Raw genomic sequence first — 18542 nt, forward strand, 5'->3', positions numbered from 1 at the left:
TGGGGCATCCTCCTGATGTGCTTGTATAGAGCCTGCGCTCCTCAATCAGTCTTCAAGATTACTCGTCGGCCCTTACAAGGCGCGGTATATTGCCAGGCTGACATGATTTTGGGGCTGCTACTGAGTCCGTGTTGAAGATGGGAATCAGCAACAGCCCCAGGGGGTTTATCGGAACGTTATAGGACGGTGATCAGTCCTGGGCTTCAACGGCGGTCAGAGCAACGGTGTTGATGATGTCAGCCACCAAGGCGCCGCGTGAGAGGTCGTTGACAGGCTTGTTCAGACCCTGCAGGACCGGTCCGATGGCCAGGGCACCCGAGGTGCGCTGTACGGCCTTGTAACCGATATTGCCGGCGCTCAGGCTGGGGAAGACGAAGACGTTGACTGTTCCGGCAACCGGATCGCCTTTGGCCTTGGTGGCTGCCACAGTGGGCGACCAGGCCGCGTCGAACTGGATGGGGCCCACGATAGGCAGGTCCGGCGCCTTCTCCTTGGCCAGGCGGGTGGCCTCTTCGACCAGGTCGACATCCGGACCCTTGCCTGAGCCCAGGGTGGAGTAGGAGAGCATGCCCACGCGCGGGTCCACGCCGAAGGAGCGAGCGGTCTGGGCCGACTGGATGGCGATGTCAGCCAGCTGTTCCGACGATGGATTGAGGTTTATGGCGCAGTCGGCGAAGACCGCCACATGGTCGGGGAAGCACATGAGGAAGGCTCCGGAGACCAGCGAGGCCCCCGGCTTGGTCTTGATCACCTGCAGGGCTGGGCGGACCGTGTTGGCCGTGGAGTTGATGGATCCGGACACCAGGCCGTCGGCCTTGCCCAGCACCACCAGCATGGTACCAAAGTAGGAGGGGTCAGCCAGTTGCTTGCGCGCCTGCCCCGGGGTCATGCCCTTCTTGGCGCGCAGCTGGCAGAGGCGATCGACCATGGGGGCCAGCACCTGCTCGTCGTCCATGGACTGGAATGAGGCCTTGTCGAGGTTGTTGAGGCCAAGCTCCTTGCCGCGCGACAGAATGGAATCCTTGTCGCCCACGATGATCAGGTCGACGATGTCGCGCGCCAGCAGGTAGTCGGCCGCATTGATGATGCGGTCCTCGCCACCCTCGGGCAGGACTATGGTCTTCTTGTTGGCTTTGGCCTTGGCCAGCAGATCGTTCTGGAAGGCCACAGGCGTAGTGGCCTTGGGACTGGCGGCTTCGGCCGCCTTCAGCACCTGGTCGACATCCACCTCCTGCTGGAATGTCTGACTGGTGGCCTGGCGGGCCTGATCGGCGGATGGATCCGTGTCGAAGTCCATCTTGGAGACGGTCCAGGTCGGCAGGTCGTACTCCTGGAAGGCCTGGGTGAGAGGCGCCTTCTGCTCGGTCTGGCATCCGGTGATGAAGACTCCGGCAAGCACGGCTCCCTGGGCCTCGATGGTCCGACGGCAGGCGGCCACGGTCTTCATGACCTGGCCGGGTTCCTTGCCGATGGTGCAGACGGCCAGCATGACTGGGGACCTCAGATCGGCGGCAATCTGCGCATTCAGAGCGAACAGGCCGGGATCGAAGAGTTTTGAAGCATCGCTGCCCACGATCAGGACGCGCTCGGGATGGGTGGCCTCCACCAGCCCGTCATAGGCATTGAGGACATCAGCCCGGGTCTGCATGGGATCCTCAGTGGCGTGCCCGGGGCACTTGCCACGGCAGATCTCCGGATCAGTGTCGGGGAATGAGCTGGCTGCAACCAGTTCCGGGGTCAATGGGTGCTTCCTGCAGGCGATTGGCCTGAATACGGCCGTTTTGGCTTTGGCGCTCAGGGCCTTGGTCAGGCCGTAGGCCACGACATTGCGGCCGTTGGCGGCTTCTGGGCTGATGATGGTGATGCTTGCAAGACTCACTGTGTCTTCTCCTGTCCGGACGTGGTTGCCTTTATGACTGCTTTGTTCACAACCTTGTCCAGTATACAGAAACCGCCCGCCATGCGGGCTGCGCATGACGGGCGGTTCCAGGGGCGGATCAGCGTATCACTCGTTGTCTCCGGCGGTTGCGGCGGTGGCGGAGATGGTCTCCTGACCGGCGCGGTTGGCATCGGGCCAGACCCAATCGGTGTAATCGGGGTGGTCGTAGCCCTTGTCCACGGCGAACTGGAAGGCCTCGTCGCGGAACTTGGTCCACTTGTCGATCTGGTCGGCGTACTTGCCGGCGTCCACCAACTTCAGGGCGGAGGCGGCCAGGCACCAGCGATCCATGTTGTTGACGCGCACCATGTCGAATGGTGTGGTGGTGGAGCCCTGCTCCTCATAGCCGTGCACGGAGAAGTTGTCGTGGTTGGGACGTCCGTGGATCAGGCGGTAGATGGAGCCGGGGTAGGCATGGAAGGCGAACAGGACCGGCTTGTCCTTGCTGAAGAGCTCAGTGAACTCCTCGTCGGACAGGGCCTGATCGTTCTCCTCGGTGTCCTGGATCTTCAGCAGGTCGACCACGTTGACGAACTGGACCTTCACGCCCAGCTTCTGCAGCATGTCGTCAGCGGCCAGGGCTTCCTGGGTGGGGATGTCGCCTGCGGTGGCGATGACGACATCAGCATCCTCGGCATCCTTGGCGTTGGAGGCCCAATCCCAGCGGGCGGCCCCCTTCTCCAGCTCGGCGGCGGCCTCGTCCACGCTCTGGTAGGTGGCGGCGGGCTGCTTGCCGGCGAAGATGGCGTTGATGCAGTTGGTCGACTTGTAGCAACGCTCGCCCACGTTCAGCAGCATGTTGGCGTCGGCGGGGAAGTAGATGTTGACCACATGATCGTTGTTGAAGTTCTTGTTCAGCAGGATGTCAACGAAGCCGGGATCCTGGTGGGAGAACCCGTTGTGGTCCTGACGCCAGACGTGCGAGGTGACCAGGAGGTTCAGGCCGGCGATGGGCTTGCGCCACGGGATCTCGCGGACGGTGGCCTCCAGCCACTTGGCGTGCTGGTTGATCATGGAGTCGATGACGTGCACGAAGGACTCGTAGGAGCTCCAGATGCCGTGGCGTCCGGTCAGCAGATAGCCCTCCAGGAAGCCTTCCATCTGGTGCTCGGAGAGCTGCTCGATGACCTGGCCGGTGTGGGCCATGTGCTCGTCGGTCAGCTCCGACAGGTAGTCGGCATCCCACTGCTTGTTGGTCACCTCATAGGCGGCGGCCAGACGGTTCGATGCAGTCTCGTCGGGCCCGAAGATGCGGAAATCGGTGGGGTTCTTGGCCAGCACGTCGCGGGTGTAGTAGCCCAGGACGCGGGTGGCCTCGGTGGCGCCCCAGCCATGGCCGTGCTTCTTGACATCGATCTCGTAGTCGTGGATGTCAGGCAGCTCCAGCGGCTTGAGCAGACGCCCGCCGTTGGCGTTGGGGTTCTCGCCGATGCGCAGGTCGCCCTTTGGCATGAAGCTGGTGACCTCGGGACGCAGTGCGCCCTTCTCGTCGAAGAGCTCCTCGGGCTTGTAGGAGGCCAGCCAGTTCTTGAGGATCTGGAAGTGGGCCTCGGTGTCGCGGGCGGAGGTCAGCGGCACCTGGTGGGCGCGCCAGGATCCCTCGGTCTTCTTGCCGTCGATGAACTTGGGGCAGGTCCAGCCCTTGGGGGTGCGGAAGATGATCATGGGGTAGAAGGGACGGGTCATGTCGTCGGTTTCGGCCCGGGCCTTGATGTTGCAGATCTTGTCGAAGACGGTCTCCAGCAGGTCGGCGAAGCGACGGTGGATGGACAGGTGGTCCTCGTCGTCGAACCCTGCAACGAATTCGAAGGGCTCATAACCCATGCCGTGGAAGTACTCATGCAGCTCTTCATCGGAGATGCGCGAGAGGATGGTCGGGTTGGCGATCTTGTAGCCGTTCAGGTGCAGGATGGGCAGGACGATGCCGTCGGTGCGGGGGTTGACCAGCTTGTTGGACTGCCAGCCGGTGGCCAGAGGGCCGGTCTCGGCCTCGCCGTCGCCCACGATGCAGGGCACGAAGAGGCTGGGGTTGTTCATGATGGCGCCATAGGCGTGGGAGAGGGCATAGCCCAGCTCGCCGCCCTCGTGGATGGACCCGGGGGTCTCAGGCGCGAAGTGGGAGGGGATGCCGCCCGGGTAAGAGAACTGGCGGAAGAACTTCTGCAGGCCAGCCTCATCGTTGGTGATCTTGGGGTAGTACTCGCTGTAGGTGCCATCCAGGTAGGACTGCGAAGTGCCGGCGGGGCCGCCGTGGCCGGGGCCCATGATGATCACGGTGTTCTGCTGATGGTCGGCGATCAGACGGTTGATATGGCCCAGCAGGAAGTTCAGGCCGGGGGTGGTGCCCCAGTGGCCGACCAGACGATGCTTGACATCCTCCCGGGTGAAGGGCTCCTTCATCAGGGGGTTGCTGCGAAGATAAATCTGTCCGATGGAAAGATAGTTGGCCGCCCGCCAATACTTGTCGACGGCCTCGAGGGTCTCCTCGGCGATTGGGGTCTCCAGCTTCGCCCAAGGGGTGCCGATAACAGGATTCGTCATGTGTACTCCTGCACTTTAGTGCGATTGTTTATTTACCTCGGTTACGGGCTTGTACAGTGTCATTCCAGGCATCTGCCGGGTCCGTACCCAATGCCTACATGGTACGTGAACGAGCAGACTTTTCTGAACGTTTTCTTGCAGTGTGTGTTCGCTCTTGTGAGAAAATGCGATGGAATTGTCTGCTTGCAGGCATGGATTGCCGTCTGGGGTGCCGGTGAGGCCTCAATGACGGTAGCATTGTCGAAAACTGCAACCATACTGGACTTGTCCGAGGGCCTTGAATCGTCGCTCTTGGGCATCCTTGGCAGATACAGCATACATATATAAAGGAGTCTTATGGCACAGGGTCCCGTCCTGGTGGTCGATTTCGGTGCACAGTACGCCCAGCTGATCGCTCGTCGAGTCAGGGAGGCAGGGGTCTACTCCGAGCTGGTGCCTCATTCGATGAGCCTGGATCAGATGCTGGCCAAGGATCCCAAGGCGGTCATCCTCTCCGGCGGTCCGGCCTCCGTCTACGTGGACGGGGCGCCTACCATCGATAAGAGGATTTTCGAGTCGGGTGTGCCTGTGCTGGGCATCTGCTACGGCTTCCAGGTCATGGCCCATGAGTTGGGCGGCGAGGTGGACAAGGCGGCCCTGGGGGAGTACGGCAAGACCGAGGCCTTCATCGACAACGCCAAGGGAATTCTGCAGGATTCCCCCGCGAGGCAGGATGTGTGGATGAGCCATGGCGTCGCCGTCAATCGTGCGCCTGAAGGCTTTGAGGTTTTGGCGCATACCGAGGGTGCTCCTGTGGCAGCCATGCAGGACCCTTCCCGTGGACTGTACGGGGTCCAGTGGCATCCCGAGGTGACCAACACTCCTCTGGGGCAGGACCTGATCGACCGCTTCCTGCATCAGTGCGCCGGACTGCCGTCGGACTGGAACGCCTCGGGCATCATCGAGCAACAGGTGGAGAGGATCCGTAGCACGGTGGGTGACGACCAGGTCATCTGCGGCCTGTCAGGCGGCGTCGATTCAGCTGTGGCAGCCGCCCTGGTCCACAGAGCAGTTGGCGACCAGCTGACCTGCGTCTTTGTGGATCACGGTCTGCTGCGTAAGGGAGAGGCCGAGCAGGTCAAGCATGATTTTGTGGCCGCCACTGGCATCAAGCTGATCGCCGTGGATGCCTCGCAGGACTTCCTGACCGCCCTTAAGGGCGTTTCCGAGCCTGAGCGCAAGCGCAAGATCATCGGGGAGAAGTTCATCCGCACCTTTGAAAAAGCCCAGCGGCAGGTGATCGAGGAAGCCGGCAAGACCGGCAAGGAGGTCAAGTTCCTGGTGCAGGGCACACTCTACCCTGACGTGGTCGAGTCGGGCGGTGGAGACGGAGCGGCCAATATCAAGTCCCACCACAATGTGGGCGGTCTGCCCAAGGACGTCAAGTTCAAGCTGATCGAGCCCCTGCGCACCCTCTTCAAGGACGAGGTCCGGGCCATCGGCACCGAACTGGGCCTGCCTGACCAGATCGTCTGGCGTCAGCCCTTCCCGGGCCCCGGTCTGGGCATCCGCATCATCGGCGAGATCACCCAGGAACGTTTGGAGACCCTGCGCGAGGCCGACGCCATCGCCCGCGAAGAGCTGTCCAAGGCTGGGCTGGATCGGCAGATCTGGCAGTGCCCGGTGGTGCTGCTGGCCAATGTGCATTCAGTAGGTGTGCAGGGCGACGAGCGTACCTATGGCTCGCCGATTGTGCTGCGTCCGGTCTCTTCCGAGGACGCCATGACTGCTGACTGGACGCGTCTGCCCTATGACGTGCTGGCCACTATTTCCACACGCATTACCAACGAGTGCCCGGGCATTAACCGTGTGGTACTGGACTGCACCTCCAAGCCACCGGCAACCATCGAGTGGGAGTGAGCATTTGGGCCGACAAGCCATACGGATACGTTGAAGACGATATTGTCACATATGACTTGTCGGCCCAGTTATTTAGTTCTTGGGTTCTTAAATGTCGATAGTCGATAAAGGAGCTCAGGTCCTGCATTTCATTCAGTTCATTGTTTATTGCTTTGTAATGGCCGCATTGATCCTATTGACCAGCTCGCGGGGTTGCTCCACCCCGAGCACCAGTCGGTCATAGTGTTCGTCCTTGAGTTGGATGACAATGGGACTTTCCGGTCTGGTGACATTCCAGAATGTCTTTTCCCCATGCTCAATGTATGTGCCGGCCCATTTACCGGGGACATGAAGGCCGGGCGCACGCAGCCCCTTGGTATCATCAAGAATGCCCGGATCCTCGCTCGCACCGAGAACATGCTCGAGCGGCACCACCAGTTTCCCTTTGAACGACCACATCTTATCCAGGCCCTGCGGTTCAATCTCCAGCGTTTGTCCGACAATTGCCACCTTGTTGTTCATGACTTATCTTCTTTCATCATCAGACTGCAACCGAATATGTGCACGCTGCAGCAGCGTCGCACCAAGGAGCTTGGCGACATCAACGGTCACAGCATTGGCATCTCCCGATCCCGAGCAGGACAGCTTCGCAAGGTAATCTCTGACCAGCACACGAACCTCAATATCATGATCTGACAGCTCCATGAGTGCTACCAATACCAGATTGAGCACTCTTGAATCGCGCGAATCCGAATCCGTAGCATCACGAAGCGCAGCCACGAACATCCCACGCTTGCTGCCGAAGGCACCGTAGAGACTGCCCCGGAGCAGACCTGTGGCCTTGACGAGGGCATCAATCGACGTACCCTCATAGCCATGTTCCAGGAAAACCTTGCAGGCACGGGCAAGTACCTCATCATCATCGAAACTTCTCTTGCGACCCATGCTCGTCAAGATAGCATTATTTGACTAAACAGTCAAGAATGATAAACGGTATTTTTACCCGCAAATATCGTTTCCTCTTTTTGGAAGCTGTCGGTGCTGGGAATAGTAATTCGTTGGCTGAGCTACCGGTAATGAACGCTAGAATCAAGAGCCATGGAGATGGCCCCCATCCCAGCATGAAGATTGTGATAGGAGAGGGTGATAACCAGTGTAATAATTACGTATCCCAATGACACTGCTGGCCCTGAAGGACTTTCTGTGTTCTGTTTTTCGATTGAATGAAAATATTCACGGTTTCCAGGGAACTGATCAGGAATAAGAGTACCAGCTCGACAGTCACGAGCATTGTTGAAAAGGCCGAAACCGCTCCGCGTCTCTTCCTGGTTTCATTCGACGTTCCTTAATTACCAATAAAGTTGGTGATGACCAACATTTTTGACGTCAGTGGTCGCCAGAATTGCAAATGCCCAGGCCATAAATCAGCTGAAATGCTGTCGTATTACGCAGTCAAATCTCAATTATTCCCAACATCACATTGGGGACAACTTCTCTAGTCGGAGCCTGTTCAATTATTAGCTTCTGCGCAGTTGTAGTGAGTTCTGGGGTGCTAGCTGTTTTAGCAACACCAACATCGGCGCTGCTGACGTGCTTGTTGGTACTTGGGCCAGTAGCTTGTGTTTTCTTTGACCGCATATCAATCTCCTTTGGTTGATATGCATGCCAAACGGCATAGCCCTACTGTAGCTGTGGCAAAAACAAAAATCGACATAATTGCTGATGAGACCAATCCCGCAGGAAAGACACGAGATGATTCACAGTCTTCTACAGCACAATTGGGGAATGCCTCATTGGCTCCGAGTAATGCGCTGGTAAGCTTGGCAAGCGCTCTAAGCCAAGTCGAACCGAGATCTTCAGCAATCCACGCAGGCGTTCTGGTATGCACCATCAGAATCATCAAGACCTGAGTATGGCCATACCGGTGTTACACCGGGTCAGAGCGCAGGCGGCTCATTGCCGCAAAGCAGCGGGGAAGACGAGAAGCATTATCCTCTTGGGACAGAAGGTAGGCCTAAACAAAGAGTCTCAATCACAGTGAGCCGAATATATCGTCTTAGGTGACTTCGAGGAATACCCATATCACCGGTTCGCTTGAATGGGACTGGGAGGGGGCTCACGGAATATTGCGATTGGTGTCCAGCAGACTCTTGATGCCTGTTCCATCTGTGTTGTGTTCGGTTCGGGAAGCTTTCGCTGTCATCTGGGCAAGGTACACGGCGGATTTCAGACTTAGACTCGGCTCCGCACGCCTGAGTTCACGGATAAACACAACTTGATCCTTGCTGGGATTTATTCCCCTGGAACTGGCGATGCTTTGGGCCCATTCCACTGCCGCAGTCATGGGGTGTTCGTAGTCGGCAAATATCTTTGTGACTTCAACCCTCGGATTCTTGTCATTCGTCAAGCTCATGGCTATTCCTCTCAAAATTCCTGGTGCTCATTGTTGGCCGCTGAAGATCTGATCGCTTTTAGAATCCAGCCGCGAGAGTCGTCGTCACAGAAGCCGCCGATACCTCAACGCTTTCATGAATCGCCTATGACTCACTTTCATAACAACTATATAGCAACATCACGAAATCAACAATCGCACGTTTTGTGTCGTCAAACTCTGATGTCGCGGCCTTGGCCACTCTCAACTCCCAACGCCTTCTGGCTCTATCCGTCAGTACGTTGCATATTTCGAACCTACTGATCTGTGCGTAGCAGGTTGCTCCCTGGCCGGTTAGCAGGCTGCTGGTATGGTGTCGACTCAGTCATCTGGCCACGCATATGGGGTGGAATACATGTTGGATGCCAGCCACCGCGCCCAAGGCATGTTGTTCCGGTCCATGAAGGCCTTCATTTTGGTATGAATTTGCTTGCCGTCGCTAAAACTGAGGCGATTGTTTTGCCTTTCTTTGCGAGGAAACCACCTACTACTAACACGCCTCCGCCGATGGTGGACATGTTTTTCTTGACATGATCTACGCGGTCTTTTCTTTTGGCCAAACAGCGGGCGCAGAAGATGCTGTCCGGGTTATCCAAGAAAGTGTGGCATCCGCGGGAGTTGCATACGGTCATCAGTTTTGAGCCGCATTTTGGACAGTAATCGAAGTCTTTTTTATATTTCAAGTTCTCTTTGTAAGAGCCGCATTCCTGGTTGGTGCAGCCTCTAACGCTCTTCATGGCTCTCATCCTTTTTATCAGTTACCTTTAGGTACAAGTGCTTTTCGGGCAACGCTAGGGATTTGCTTAGTTTGGATACGTCAAGTTGGAGTGCGGCCCGAGATCGCCAAATTCCCTGTTCTGTTCCTGTATCGGAGCGATCGCATTCCGCTAGAAGGCCCGCATTGTCTCCTACGGTCTTCTTGATAAAGTGCGAATATGTTTCCAGGGCTTTCACCATGGCCTTGGGCTCTCCCTGTTCGCAAAAAATGGCTGCTCTGGCAATTGACGCCTCGTGTATGGCAGGAAAGCAACCGTTGATGCTCTCCATTCTTTCATCGATGAGTTTTGTACGTTTGCCTTTTTCATGCTCGTAGTCGCCATTTGCGAGATATTTTACGTCAGACTCCATCTTCAGCTCGAGCTGGGCCTCTGCGTCCGATAGAGCGCGCAAAGCCTGAGATATAAGGAGTTTTCTAAGAGTGTCGTCGTCAACTTCACGGGCCTGCAGATAAAGGCGCATGCCGCTCTGTAGGAGGCCGAGCCTGTCGTTCTGTTGCCCCTCGAGTACTTCCTGCACGCGCACATCTATGACTGCAATCTGGCGGGCGATGTCTTCAAGCTGACCTTGAACTGCCCTGAGTTGTATTGCGTTCGCCGCTTGAACGGGATCAATTCCCTCGCTGAAATCCTCGCGCTTGATGGGTAATTTCTTTCCGTATCGCCCGTTGGTATCCAAAAGTTGGGCAAAGGTGTTGCCTGCTCTATCGGTGGTTAGCTTGATGTCACCATTAGCGATGGCATCGAGGGTATTTTTTGGAGCATCTACCACCAAACGAAAATCGCTGTTCATGGCTTTATGGGCCAAGGCGAATTCGGAGGATTCACGTTCCAGTGCATGAACGATATCTTTGATGGCGGTATTGCCTTTAGTGATGCCATTCTTTATTCCGTTCCGGAAAAATGCCAAGGGCGAGTCCGGATCGGCACTGAACTCAGATTCTTCAGGCTTCAACCAAACCCCCTATCGAAGAACATGCCGACTGCACGCTAATAGCTGACGATAATTAATTAGATTATAACCGTCCATTGCTCAAAGGCGTTTAAAGCAATTGCTTTGTTTGGGAGTGGTCAGAGACTGAAACAAATATCAACGAATAGGCGCGGCATAGTATTTGCAATATCCAAACCTAACGTCATTCACACGTCCGTCCTCATCAGCACCAGCCTTAGGCAAGGAAAGTGATGTATATCAGACTCTTGGTATTTCACAATAGCCAGGTCAGAACTTTGCCTCACCAAACTTAAACTTCCTTGCGCACATCTGGCTTCAATGGCGTATTGCTCTGGCACATAGTTTTAGCGTTCAGAGGTCCTTGGCATGGACCATCAGGTAGTCCCAGGCACGGGTGGGGACCAGGGCATGAAGGGCGACCAAAGGTTTGGCGCCGAAGCCCAGAAGGTAGCGTGGACGGGGATGGCGTACCGTTGAGGCACGGACGATGGCCCTGGCGATAGTGGATGGTTTGGTCAAATGCCTGCTCGAGTACAGTTTGCGTAGTCCGGCTGCAGCCCTAGATCCCGACTTTTGATAGGCACTCATGCGGGTGACCGCCTGGAGATGGTCGGCGGCGATTGCGCCCCAGTTGGTGGCGATGGCTCCTGGCTCGATCAGGACCACGTCGATGCCGAAGGGTCGCATTTCCATACGCAGTGCGTCGCTGAAGGCTTCAAGGGCGTACTTGGTGGCGTGGTACCAGGCACCCATATAGGTAACCATCCGGCCTGCCATGGAAGAGGTGTTGACGATCCGGCCGCGTCTGGCCCGGCGCATGGCGGACAGTACCAGCTGGGTCAGGCGGGCAAGGCCGAAGAGGTTGACCTCGAATTGTCGGCGGACCTCATCAATGGAGACCTGCTCGACCGGGCCATAGGAGCCATAGCCGGCGTTGTTGACCAGCAAATCAACCCGCCTCTCCTTCTGCAGGATTCGTGCGACAGCCTTCTCAATGGAGGCGGAATCTGTCAGGTCCATCTGCACGGCTGTCACCCCTTTGTCGCCCAGCGGCTTCAGTCGTTCGACACGTCGTCCTGCTGCATACACCCGGTATCCATGCTCGGCGAGCATTCGAGCGGTTTCATACCCTATGCCGCTGGTGGCCCCAGTGACCAGCGCCACTCGATTGGTCATTTCCTCACCCCTTTTGACGGACATCCAAGAATTCTGTCTCTTGCCTGTCTTTGAGGCAAAGTATATGACGGCGATCTCAATGCAAAGGCCTGTACAGTCAGACAAGGCCACTTTTATGATCGATTTGGTAGTACGATACAGCTTTGACATGACTCTTTACCCAGTTCGTTTTAGCTGGTCATAGCTTGCCGGCCATAGCGAAGAGATGAGCTCAGCATACAACCGATCAATGCTTCGGGATGTAATGGGTCGGAACGAGATGAGAGCTTGTGTGGGGAGGGGGCTATCTCAATATGTCAGTAAAGATCCACAGGCTATGATTTGCCAGCCTGGTGAATGGGTGATCCGAGGAAGCCTACCAGGGAACCTGAAGATTAATCTGGCTTGGCATCGTGTCACCTGCATAAAAACGTGTTTTGGATACCTGTCGTGTCCGCAAAATGGAAGCGCCTGGTCAAATAATGGTCGCGTTTATCGGATTGCCGCAACTTCGCTGTACGCTTACCATCAATGCTGATTGCAGATTCCGCAGGAGGTTTCAGCATGCAGGGCACACGATTTACCTATTGGTGGCACGGATTCGATCTGTGACGCCGCGTGCCTTGTAGGAACGGTTGCATGGATCGGAACCCACCGGCCCTGCAGTCGTCGACAGCATTTCCCGTGCATCGTCACCGCATAGTCGGTAGGGCAGCACCAGCGACAATGGTTGTAGTAACGGCATGGGAAAGGACAAGCCAATGACATTGGCGGATCATATGAATGCCAGGGTCAAAGCTCTGGCGCCGAGCGACATTCTCGAGTTCAACAAGGACATCGCCGGAATAGACGGCATCGTGAAGCTGACTCTTGGGGAGCCGGACTTCTTTACTCCTGAGCACGTCAAGCAGGCGGGTATCCAGGCCATCCAAGACAACCACAGTCATTACACCGAGAGTCGCGGCATGCCCAGTCTTCGCAAGGCGGCTGCCGATTATCTTCAGACCAAGTACGGGCTGGACTACGACCCTGACAGTCAGATTGTGATTACGGCCGGGGCCACGGGGGGCATCTTCTCGGGCCTGACCGCCATGATCAACCCGGGTGATACGGTCATTCTGCCCACTCCCATCTTCCCTCTCTATATCCCTATTGCCCAGCTGAGTGGTGCCAAGACCGTCTTCGTCGACACCTCTGACGACGGCTTCATTCTCAAGCCGGACAAGCTGGAGGCCGCCGTTAAAAACAGCGATGGTCCGGTCAAGGCCCTGGTGCTCAACTACCCGACCAACCCGACCGGTGTGACCTATGCCCGTGAGGATCTGGAGGCCCTGGCCCAGGTGGCACGCAAGCATGGCTTCTTCGTGCTCAGCGATGAGATCTACGCCGAGCTGACCTACCAGGGCACCCATGTGTCCATGGGCACCATCCTGCCCGAGCAGACGGTCGTTCTTGGCGGGGTTTCCAAGTCCCATGCCATGACTGGATGGCGGGTCGGCATCGCCGCTGGCCCCGCTGACGTGATTGATCAAATCAGCAAGGTCAACGAATTCACCATCACTTCGGTTACCACCAATGCCCAGTATGCGGCCCAGGAGGCTCTGACCAAGGGCATGAACGACACGGATCCGATGCGCGAGGCCTACCGCAAGCGGCGGGACTATCTGGTCAAGGCCCTGCCGGAGGTCGGGCTGGACGTGATCGATCCCAAGGGGGCCTTCTATATCTTTGCCCGGCTGCCCGAGGGCATGCGCGACAGCTGGAGCTTCGTCTATGACCTGGCTCACAAGGCCAAGGTGGCGGTAATCCCCGGAGCAAGCTTCGGGCCCGGTGGAGAAGGCTACGTTCGCATCTCCTACGCGGCCTCCATAGAGGATCTGCATACCGCCGTGGAGCGGATCGGCGACTATATGCGCGCTCAAAATCGCAGCTGATTCATCTGGCGATTCATCTGACAACCATCAACGAAGACAGTTACCGAGGACTAGAAAATGACCAGTATTCTCATGTATTCAGTACGCCCCGACGAGCAGAAGGCCATTCAGGCCTGGGCGCAAGCCAATGATATCCAGGTTGATACCACAGACCGCGATCTGGGGATGAAGACCGTGGACATGATCAAGGGCTACGACGGCATCGTCATCCAGCAGCATGCGGCCCTGTCCGAGCCCGAACTCTACCAGCGGCTCAAGGAGTATGGCCTCAAACAGCTGACCCTGCGGATCACGGGCTATGACATCGTCAACCTGCAGGCCGCTCGGGAGAACGGGCTGGTCGTCACCAACGTGCCTGCCTATTCGCCCCGGTCGGTCTCCGAACTGGTCCTGGCCCAGGTCATGCGTCTGGTTCGGCATCTGGGGGAGGCGAGCGCTCGCGAGGCCAATGACGACTATACCTGGGATGGGCTTCAGGCCCACGAGATCCACAACCTGACCGTGGGGATCATCGGAGCCGGCAAGATCGGATCTGCTGTGGCCAGGATCTTCCGTGCCCTGGGTTCCACCGTCATCGCCAACGACCCGGTCCACCGTCCCGAGCTGGCAGACACCCTGGATTACGTGGATCTGCCCACCCTCTTGAAGCGGGCCGACATCGTCACCGTCCATACACCGCTGGACGAGACCACCCACCATCTGATCAACGCGCAGGCCCTGGAAGCCATGAAGCCCTCGGCCTTTCTGATCAACGCCGCCCGAGGCCCCATCGTGGAAACCCCGGCCCTGATCGAGGCCCTGCAGACCAAGTCCATCTCCGGTGCCGCCATCGACACCATCGAGGGTGAGGCCGGCATCTTCGAAAAGAATCTGAGCGGGACCAAGGTCGACAACCAGGCCCTGGAGACCCTCAAGGCCATGCCCAATGTGGAGGTCTCGCCTCATATCGGCTTCTACACTGATGCCGCCGTGACCGCCATGGTCAATATCTCCCTGAACGATGTGAAGACCATCCTGGAGGGCGGCACCAGCGAGCATCAGGTGGACTGACTTGACTATTTCCGCGACCCGGACCAGGTGTCGACCTGCTCAGGCGGGATTGTGAGCAAAGGTGATGGTGCCTCGGTCCGGGTCCATGCTTTCCACGATGGCCAGGGACTGGAGGTTGTAGCCCTCTTTGCGCAGGGTGCGGCCGCCCTCCTGGAAGCCCTTCTCCACGGCGATGCCGATGCCCTCAACGACGACCTTGGCATCATGGCAGATGTCGATCAGACCATGTAGGGCGTTGCCCTTGGCCAGGAAGTCGTCAAGGATCAGCACATGCTCACCCTCTTTGAGGAAGCGCTTTGCCACGATGACAGGGTACTCACGCTGCTTGGTGAAGGAATAAATGCGGGCCGTGTACTGGTCGCCGTCAAGGTTGATGGACTGGGTCTTCTTGGCGAAGACCACCGGCACGTCCCCGAAGTGGCGGGCGGCCAGGCAGGCGATGCCGATGCCGGATGCCTCGATGGTCAGAATCTTGTCGATTTGGTGACCGGCGAACAGGCGGGCCCATTCAGCGCCCATGTGATCGAAGAGCCGCACGTCGCACTGATGGTTGAGGAAGGCGTCCACCTTGAGTACATTGCCAGGCTTGACCGTGCCCTGGCGGCGGATTCGCTCCTCAAGTTCCTGCATGTCATCGTCCTTGTCGTCATGAAAGCGGGGCCCCTCTGGTCCCGACGGATAGACACCAAGATAACCCGGTTCTGGGACTGTGGTCAGAAGGCCCTGATTCGTCAGGTTTCACCTCCAGCGGATTGGAGTGTCTTCCTGGCGTGTCAGCCCGTCAATCCGCGGATTCAAGGCCCTGACTGTTACAGTGAAAATTGACCGCAATGGTCACGCATCGTCGCGGTGCGTTAAAGGACCTAAGGAGGACCATATGGGGATTCTTGATGATGCAAAGGATGCCATGAAGTCTGCCGGCGAGAAGATTTCCGACGTCGCTGGCGATGTAAAAGACACCGTTATGGACAAGGCATCCGATGCCAAGGACGCCGTTGCCGATAAGTTGGGCGACGCCAAGGACGCTGCCCAGGACAAGATGGGCGACGCCAAGGACGCCGCCTCTGACAAGATGGACCAGGCCAAGGCCGATGTCAAGGTCGGCAAGGCCAAGGCTGAGCAGGGCGCCACCGAGGCTGTCAACAACGCCAAGGACCAAATGCGCAACTGACTGGGTCATCTCGACTTCCCCGACTTGCCCCGTTCGCTTTACCTTTCTAAAGCGGACGGGGTCTTTTATGTCTGCCGGCTAACCCGTGAGCCAAGGTTGATGACACCGCTTTGTGGTAGAAATAGTTGTTTGCCGGGTGTGCGCCATCCGGCCTGTGACGGTGACCGAGACCAGATGGCAAGAGGTGGCTTGTGAACGAGGAACCGGACTTGATCCAGCGCAGCGCCAAGGAGCTGCTCAAGGGGCTCAACGATCGTCAGGCCGAGGCAGTGCAATACCAGGGGCCGGCCCTGCTGATCGGGGCAGGCGCGGGCTCAGGCAAGACCAGGGTGCTGACCCGCAGAATCGCCTGGATTCTCAGTCAGTTCGGCGCCTGGCCCAGCCAGATCCTTGCCATCACCTTCACCAACAAGGCTGCATCCGAGATGCGCGAGCGTCTGCGTCGGCTGATCGGGCCCGTGGCCGACCGCATGTGGGTGTCCACCTTCCATTCGGCCTGTGTGCGCATTTTGAGGCGTGACGGCAAGGAGATCGGCCTGCGATCGGGTTTCACCATCTATGACACGGCCGATTCCGAGCGCCTGATCAAGTTGATCGGCAAGGATCTCAACATTGATCTGAAGCGCTACACACCCAGAAACATTCTGAGCCACATATCCGACTACAAGAACAACCTGCAGGATTGGCGCACACAGCTGCAGGAGTACGCCCCCGACTACCGACCCGGGCAGCGCGGCCAGCAGATCACCGCCCGCTTCGGTAACGAGGAAGAGCTCTACTCAGTGATCTATGCCGAGTACGAGCACCGGCTGGCTCAGGCCAACGCGGTCGACTTCGACGATTTGATTGTGCGCACGGTCCAGTTGCTTCAGCAGTCCCCGATGGTGGCGCAGTATTACCACCATCGCTTCCGCTACGTGCTGGTGGACGAGTACCAGGACACCAACCATGCCCAGTATGTGCTTATGCGCGAGCTGGCCGGTGCCGATGCTGGCAAGCAGGACCAGGCCTGGATCACCGTGGTGGGGGATTCGGACCAGTCCATCTATGCCTTCCGAGGGGCCGATATCAGCAATATCAGGGACTTCGAGAAGGACTTCCCCGGAGCCCGGACGATACTCCTGGAGCAGAACTACCGTTCCACCCAGACCATTCTGGATGCGGCCAACGCAATCATTGTCAAGAACGAGGGGCGCAAGCCCAAGAAACTCTGGACCGCCTTGGGCAAGGGGGAGCCCATCGTGGGCTATGCAGCCGACAATGCCCAGCAGGAGGCCGCATGGATTGCCACCGAGATTGCCAGGCTGCGCAGTGAGGAGGGCATTCCATACTCCGACATGGCCATCATGTACCGGGCCAACGCTCAGTCCCGCGCCCTGGAGGAGGGGCTGATCAACGCCGGGCTGCCTTATCAGCTGGTGGGCGGTACCCGTTTCTACGAGCGCAAGGAAATCAAGGACGCCCTGGCCTACCTTCATGCCATTGCCAATCCCCAGGACGACGTGAATATGCGGCGGATACTCAACGTGCCCAAGCGGGGCCTGGCAGCACGTGCCGAGGCGGCGGCGACCTCCTATGCGGATCTGCATCAGGTCTCCTTCTGGGAAGGGGTGAAGCATATCGAGGAGGTGCCCGGGGCCTCTACGCTGATGATCAAGCGGATGAAGGCTTTCAGGGATCTGATCACCTCCCTGACCGACTTTGCCACAGAGCACGATTCCAAGCCGTCTCAGATCGTGGAGAAGGTTCTGGAGGATTCCGGCATGTTGGATGAGCTTCGCAAGTCGGTCGATCCGCAGGATGCTTCCCGGTTGGAGAACCTTGGCCAGCTGCAGTCCGTGGCCGCCGAGTTCGAGCAGAAGACTCCCGACGCTACGTTGGCTGGCTTCCTGGAGACCACGGCACTGGTGGCCGATTCGGACCAGTTGCCGGGTCTGGGTGACGACTCGGGCAAGGTGACGCTGATGACCCTGCACACGGCCAAGGGCCTGGAGTATCCAGTGGTCTTCCTGACCGGCATGGAGCAAGGAACCTTCCCGCACTCCCGCTGCCTTGAGGATGCCGATGAGATGCAGGAGGAGCGTCGACTGGCTTATGTGGGCGTTACCCGTGCTAAGAGGCGTCTTTACCTGACCCGGGCGGCCGTCCGGTCTCAATGGGGGCAGGTCAATGAGATGCTGCCCAGCCAATTCCTGGATGACATCCCTGACGATCTGATTGACTGGAAGCGTCGGCAGGCCGGCAACGAGCGGATGCGCGCAGGCTGGGACCTGGGTGAAGACGAGGACGAATTCGGCGGCTTCGAGGATGAAAGCGATGGCCGTGCATTCGGTCATCGTTCATTCGGCGGTTTTGGCTCTTCTCACAGTGGGTATGGGCGCTCGCGGGCCTCCTCACAGCGTTCATTCGGTTCTTCCGGATACGGCTCTCGTAACTCCTCCTCCAGAAGCGGAAGAGTTACAACCAGGAGGAGCACAGCAAGCTCATCGTCATCCGCACACCCTGGCAAGGCCTCGGCCCAGCCCAAGTCGAATGGCTTGTCCATTCAGGATTTCTCCTTGGGAGACAGGGTGGCCCATGACCAGTATGGCCTGGGCAAGGTGGTCGACATTCAGGACAAAGGGCACAACTCAGTCCTGACCGTGGACTTCGGTTCCGAGGGGACCAAGAGGCTGATGCTGCGCTTGGCGCCGATTGAGAAGCTCTGAGCAA

Annotated in this window: 15 protein-coding genes; 5 read left to right on the plus strand and 10 right to left on the minus strand. The window is 57.9% G+C overall.

Translation table 11 applies throughout. The features are described from left to right. Positions 1–190 precede the first annotated feature (190 nt). Both pta and P272_RS0105435 read right to left on the minus strand, forming a co-directional pair. Positions 191–1879, minus strand: a complete 1689-nt coding sequence (gene pta, locus P272_RS0105430; protein WP_029678530.1) for a phosphate acetyltransferase — start codon at positions 1877–1879, stop codon at positions 191–193. A gap of 126 nt (positions 1880–2005) precedes the next feature. Further along, positions 2006–4480 carry a phosphoketolase gene (locus tag P272_RS0105435; RefSeq protein ID WP_029678531.1) on the minus strand — a complete coding sequence of 825 codons (2475 nt, stop codon included), beginning with the start codon at positions 4478–4480 and terminating at the stop codon, positions 2006–2008. A 336-nt stretch (positions 4481–4816) separates the two neighbouring features. Here P272_RS0105435 and guaA point away from each other — a divergent pair, with 336 nt between their 5' ends. Next, on the plus strand, positions 4817–6379 hold the full coding sequence (guaA, locus tag P272_RS0105445) for a glutamine-hydrolyzing GMP synthase (protein WP_029678533.1): 1563 nt from the start codon (positions 4817–4819) through the stop codon (positions 6377–6379). Between the two features lie 144 nt (positions 6380–6523). On the opposite strand, the gene P272_RS0105450 is transcribed toward guaA, so the two are convergent. The 7 genes from P272_RS0105450 to P272_RS0105490 form a co-directional block, all read right to left on the minus strand. Beyond that, positions 6524–6880, minus strand: a complete 357-nt coding sequence (locus P272_RS0105450; protein WP_029678534.1) for a hypothetical protein — start codon at positions 6878–6880, stop codon at positions 6524–6526. 3 nt (positions 6881–6883) lie between these two features. Further along, on the minus strand, positions 6884–7303 hold the full coding sequence (locus tag P272_RS0105455) for a TetR/AcrR family transcriptional regulator (RefSeq protein ID WP_029678535.1): 420 nt from the start codon (positions 7301–7303) through the stop codon (positions 6884–6886). A gap of 507 nt (positions 7304–7810) precedes the next feature. Further along, positions 7811–7996, minus strand: a complete 186-nt coding sequence (locus P272_RS0105465) for a hypothetical protein (protein WP_029678536.1) — start codon at positions 7994–7996, stop codon at positions 7811–7813. Between the two features lie 478 nt (positions 7997–8474). Continuing rightward, positions 8475–8771, minus strand: a complete 297-nt coding sequence (locus P272_RS0105470; RefSeq protein WP_029678537.1) for a hypothetical protein — start codon at positions 8769–8771, stop codon at positions 8475–8477. Between the two features lie 428 nt (positions 8772–9199). Next, a complete protein-coding gene (locus tag P272_RS0105480; protein WP_029678538.1) occupies positions 9200–9526 on the minus strand; it encodes a hypothetical protein in 327 nt (108 codons plus the stop codon). Further along, entirely contained in the window at positions 9513–10520 is a 1008-nt protein-coding gene (locus P272_RS0105485; RefSeq protein ID WP_029678539.1) for a hypothetical protein, read from the minus strand. The genes P272_RS0105480 and P272_RS0105485 overlap by 14 nt, the downstream gene beginning before the upstream one ends. A 351-nt stretch (positions 10521–10871) precedes the next feature. Continuing rightward, a complete protein-coding gene (locus P272_RS0105490; RefSeq protein ID WP_029678540.1) occupies positions 10872–11696 on the minus strand; it encodes an oxidoreductase in 825 nt (274 codons plus the stop codon). A 740-nt stretch (positions 11697–12436) separates the two neighbouring features. Between P272_RS0105490 and P272_RS0105495 the strand changes: the two genes are divergently transcribed. Continuing rightward, positions 12437–13609, plus strand: coding sequence for an aminotransferase class I/II-fold pyridoxal phosphate-dependent enzyme (locus P272_RS0105495; RefSeq protein ID WP_029678541.1), 1173 nt, complete (start codon positions 12437–12439; stop codon positions 13607–13609). A gap of 57 nt (positions 13610–13666) precedes the next feature. Beyond that, positions 13667–14659, plus strand: coding sequence for a D-2-hydroxyacid dehydrogenase (locus tag P272_RS0105500; protein ID WP_029678542.1), 993 nt, complete (start codon positions 13667–13669; stop codon positions 14657–14659). A 39-nt stretch (positions 14660–14698) separates the two neighbouring features. Here P272_RS0105500 and P272_RS0105505 read toward each other — a convergent pair whose 3' ends face one another. Next, the gene (locus tag P272_RS0105505) at positions 14699–15289 is read right to left on the minus strand and encodes a xanthine phosphoribosyltransferase (RefSeq protein ID WP_029678543.1); all 591 of its coding nucleotides are present in this window, start codon (positions 15287–15289) and stop codon (positions 14699–14701) included. Positions 15290–15536: 247 nt separating this feature from the next. Between P272_RS0105505 and P272_RS0105510 the strand changes: the two genes are divergently transcribed. Then, positions 15537–15830 (plus strand): hypothetical protein, encoded by a 294-nt coding sequence (locus tag P272_RS0105510; protein WP_029678544.1) that lies wholly within the window; start codon positions 15537–15539, stop codon positions 15828–15830. Positions 15831–16021: 191 nt separating this feature from the next. Then, complete coding sequence (locus tag P272_RS0105515) at positions 16022–18538, plus strand: UvrD-helicase domain-containing protein (RefSeq protein WP_029678545.1); 2517 nt, start codon at positions 16022–16024, stop codon at positions 18536–18538. Positions 18539–18542: the final 4 nt, after the last annotated feature.

This window comes from Bifidobacterium sp. 7101, from assembly GCF_000499285.1.
In the GTDB taxonomy this organism is placed as follows: domain Bacteria; phylum Actinomycetota; class Actinomycetes; order Actinomycetales; family Bifidobacteriaceae; genus Bombiscardovia; species Bombiscardovia apis_A.

Excerpts from the sequence above, each read along its gene's own strand:
- P272_RS0105435 (WP_029678531.1), bottom strand. The coding sequence starts at position 4,480 with ATGACGAATCCTGTTATCGGCACCCCTTGGGCGAAGCTGGAGACCCCA.
- guaA (WP_029678533.1), top strand. The coding sequence starts at position 4,817 with ATGGCACAGGGTCCCGTCCTGGTGGTCGATTTCGGTGCACAGTACGCC.
- P272_RS0105450 (WP_029678534.1), bottom strand. The coding sequence starts at position 6,880 with ATGAACAACAAGGTGGCAATTGTCGGACAAACGCTGGAGATTGAACCG.
- P272_RS0105455 (WP_029678535.1), bottom strand. The coding sequence starts at position 7,303 with ATGGGTCGCAAGAGAAGTTTCGATGATGATGAGGTACTTGCCCGTGCC.
- P272_RS0105465 (WP_029678536.1), bottom strand. The coding sequence starts at position 7,996 with ATGCGGTCAAAGAAAACACAAGCTACTGGCCCAAGTACCAACAAGCAC.
- P272_RS0105470 (WP_029678537.1), bottom strand. The coding sequence starts at position 8,771 with ATGAGCTTGACGAATGACAAGAATCCGAGGGTTGAAGTCACAAAGATA.
- P272_RS0105480 (WP_029678538.1), bottom strand. The coding sequence starts at position 9,526 with ATGAAGAGCGTTAGAGGCTGCACCAACCAGGAATGCGGCTCTTACAAA.
- P272_RS0105490 (WP_029678540.1), bottom strand. The coding sequence starts at position 11,696 with ATGACCAATCGAGTGGCGCTGGTCACTGGGGCCACCAGCGGCATAGGG.
- P272_RS0105495 (WP_029678541.1), top strand. The coding sequence starts at position 12,437 with ATGACATTGGCGGATCATATGAATGCCAGGGTCAAAGCTCTGGCGCCG.
- P272_RS0105500 (WP_029678542.1), top strand. The coding sequence starts at position 13,667 with ATGACCAGTATTCTCATGTATTCAGTACGCCCCGACGAGCAGAAGGCC.
- P272_RS0105505 (WP_029678543.1), bottom strand. The coding sequence starts at position 15,289 with ATGCAGGAACTTGAGGAGCGAATCCGCCGCCAGGGCACGGTCAAGCCT.
- P272_RS0105510 (WP_029678544.1), top strand. The coding sequence starts at position 15,537 with ATGGGGATTCTTGATGATGCAAAGGATGCCATGAAGTCTGCCGGCGAG.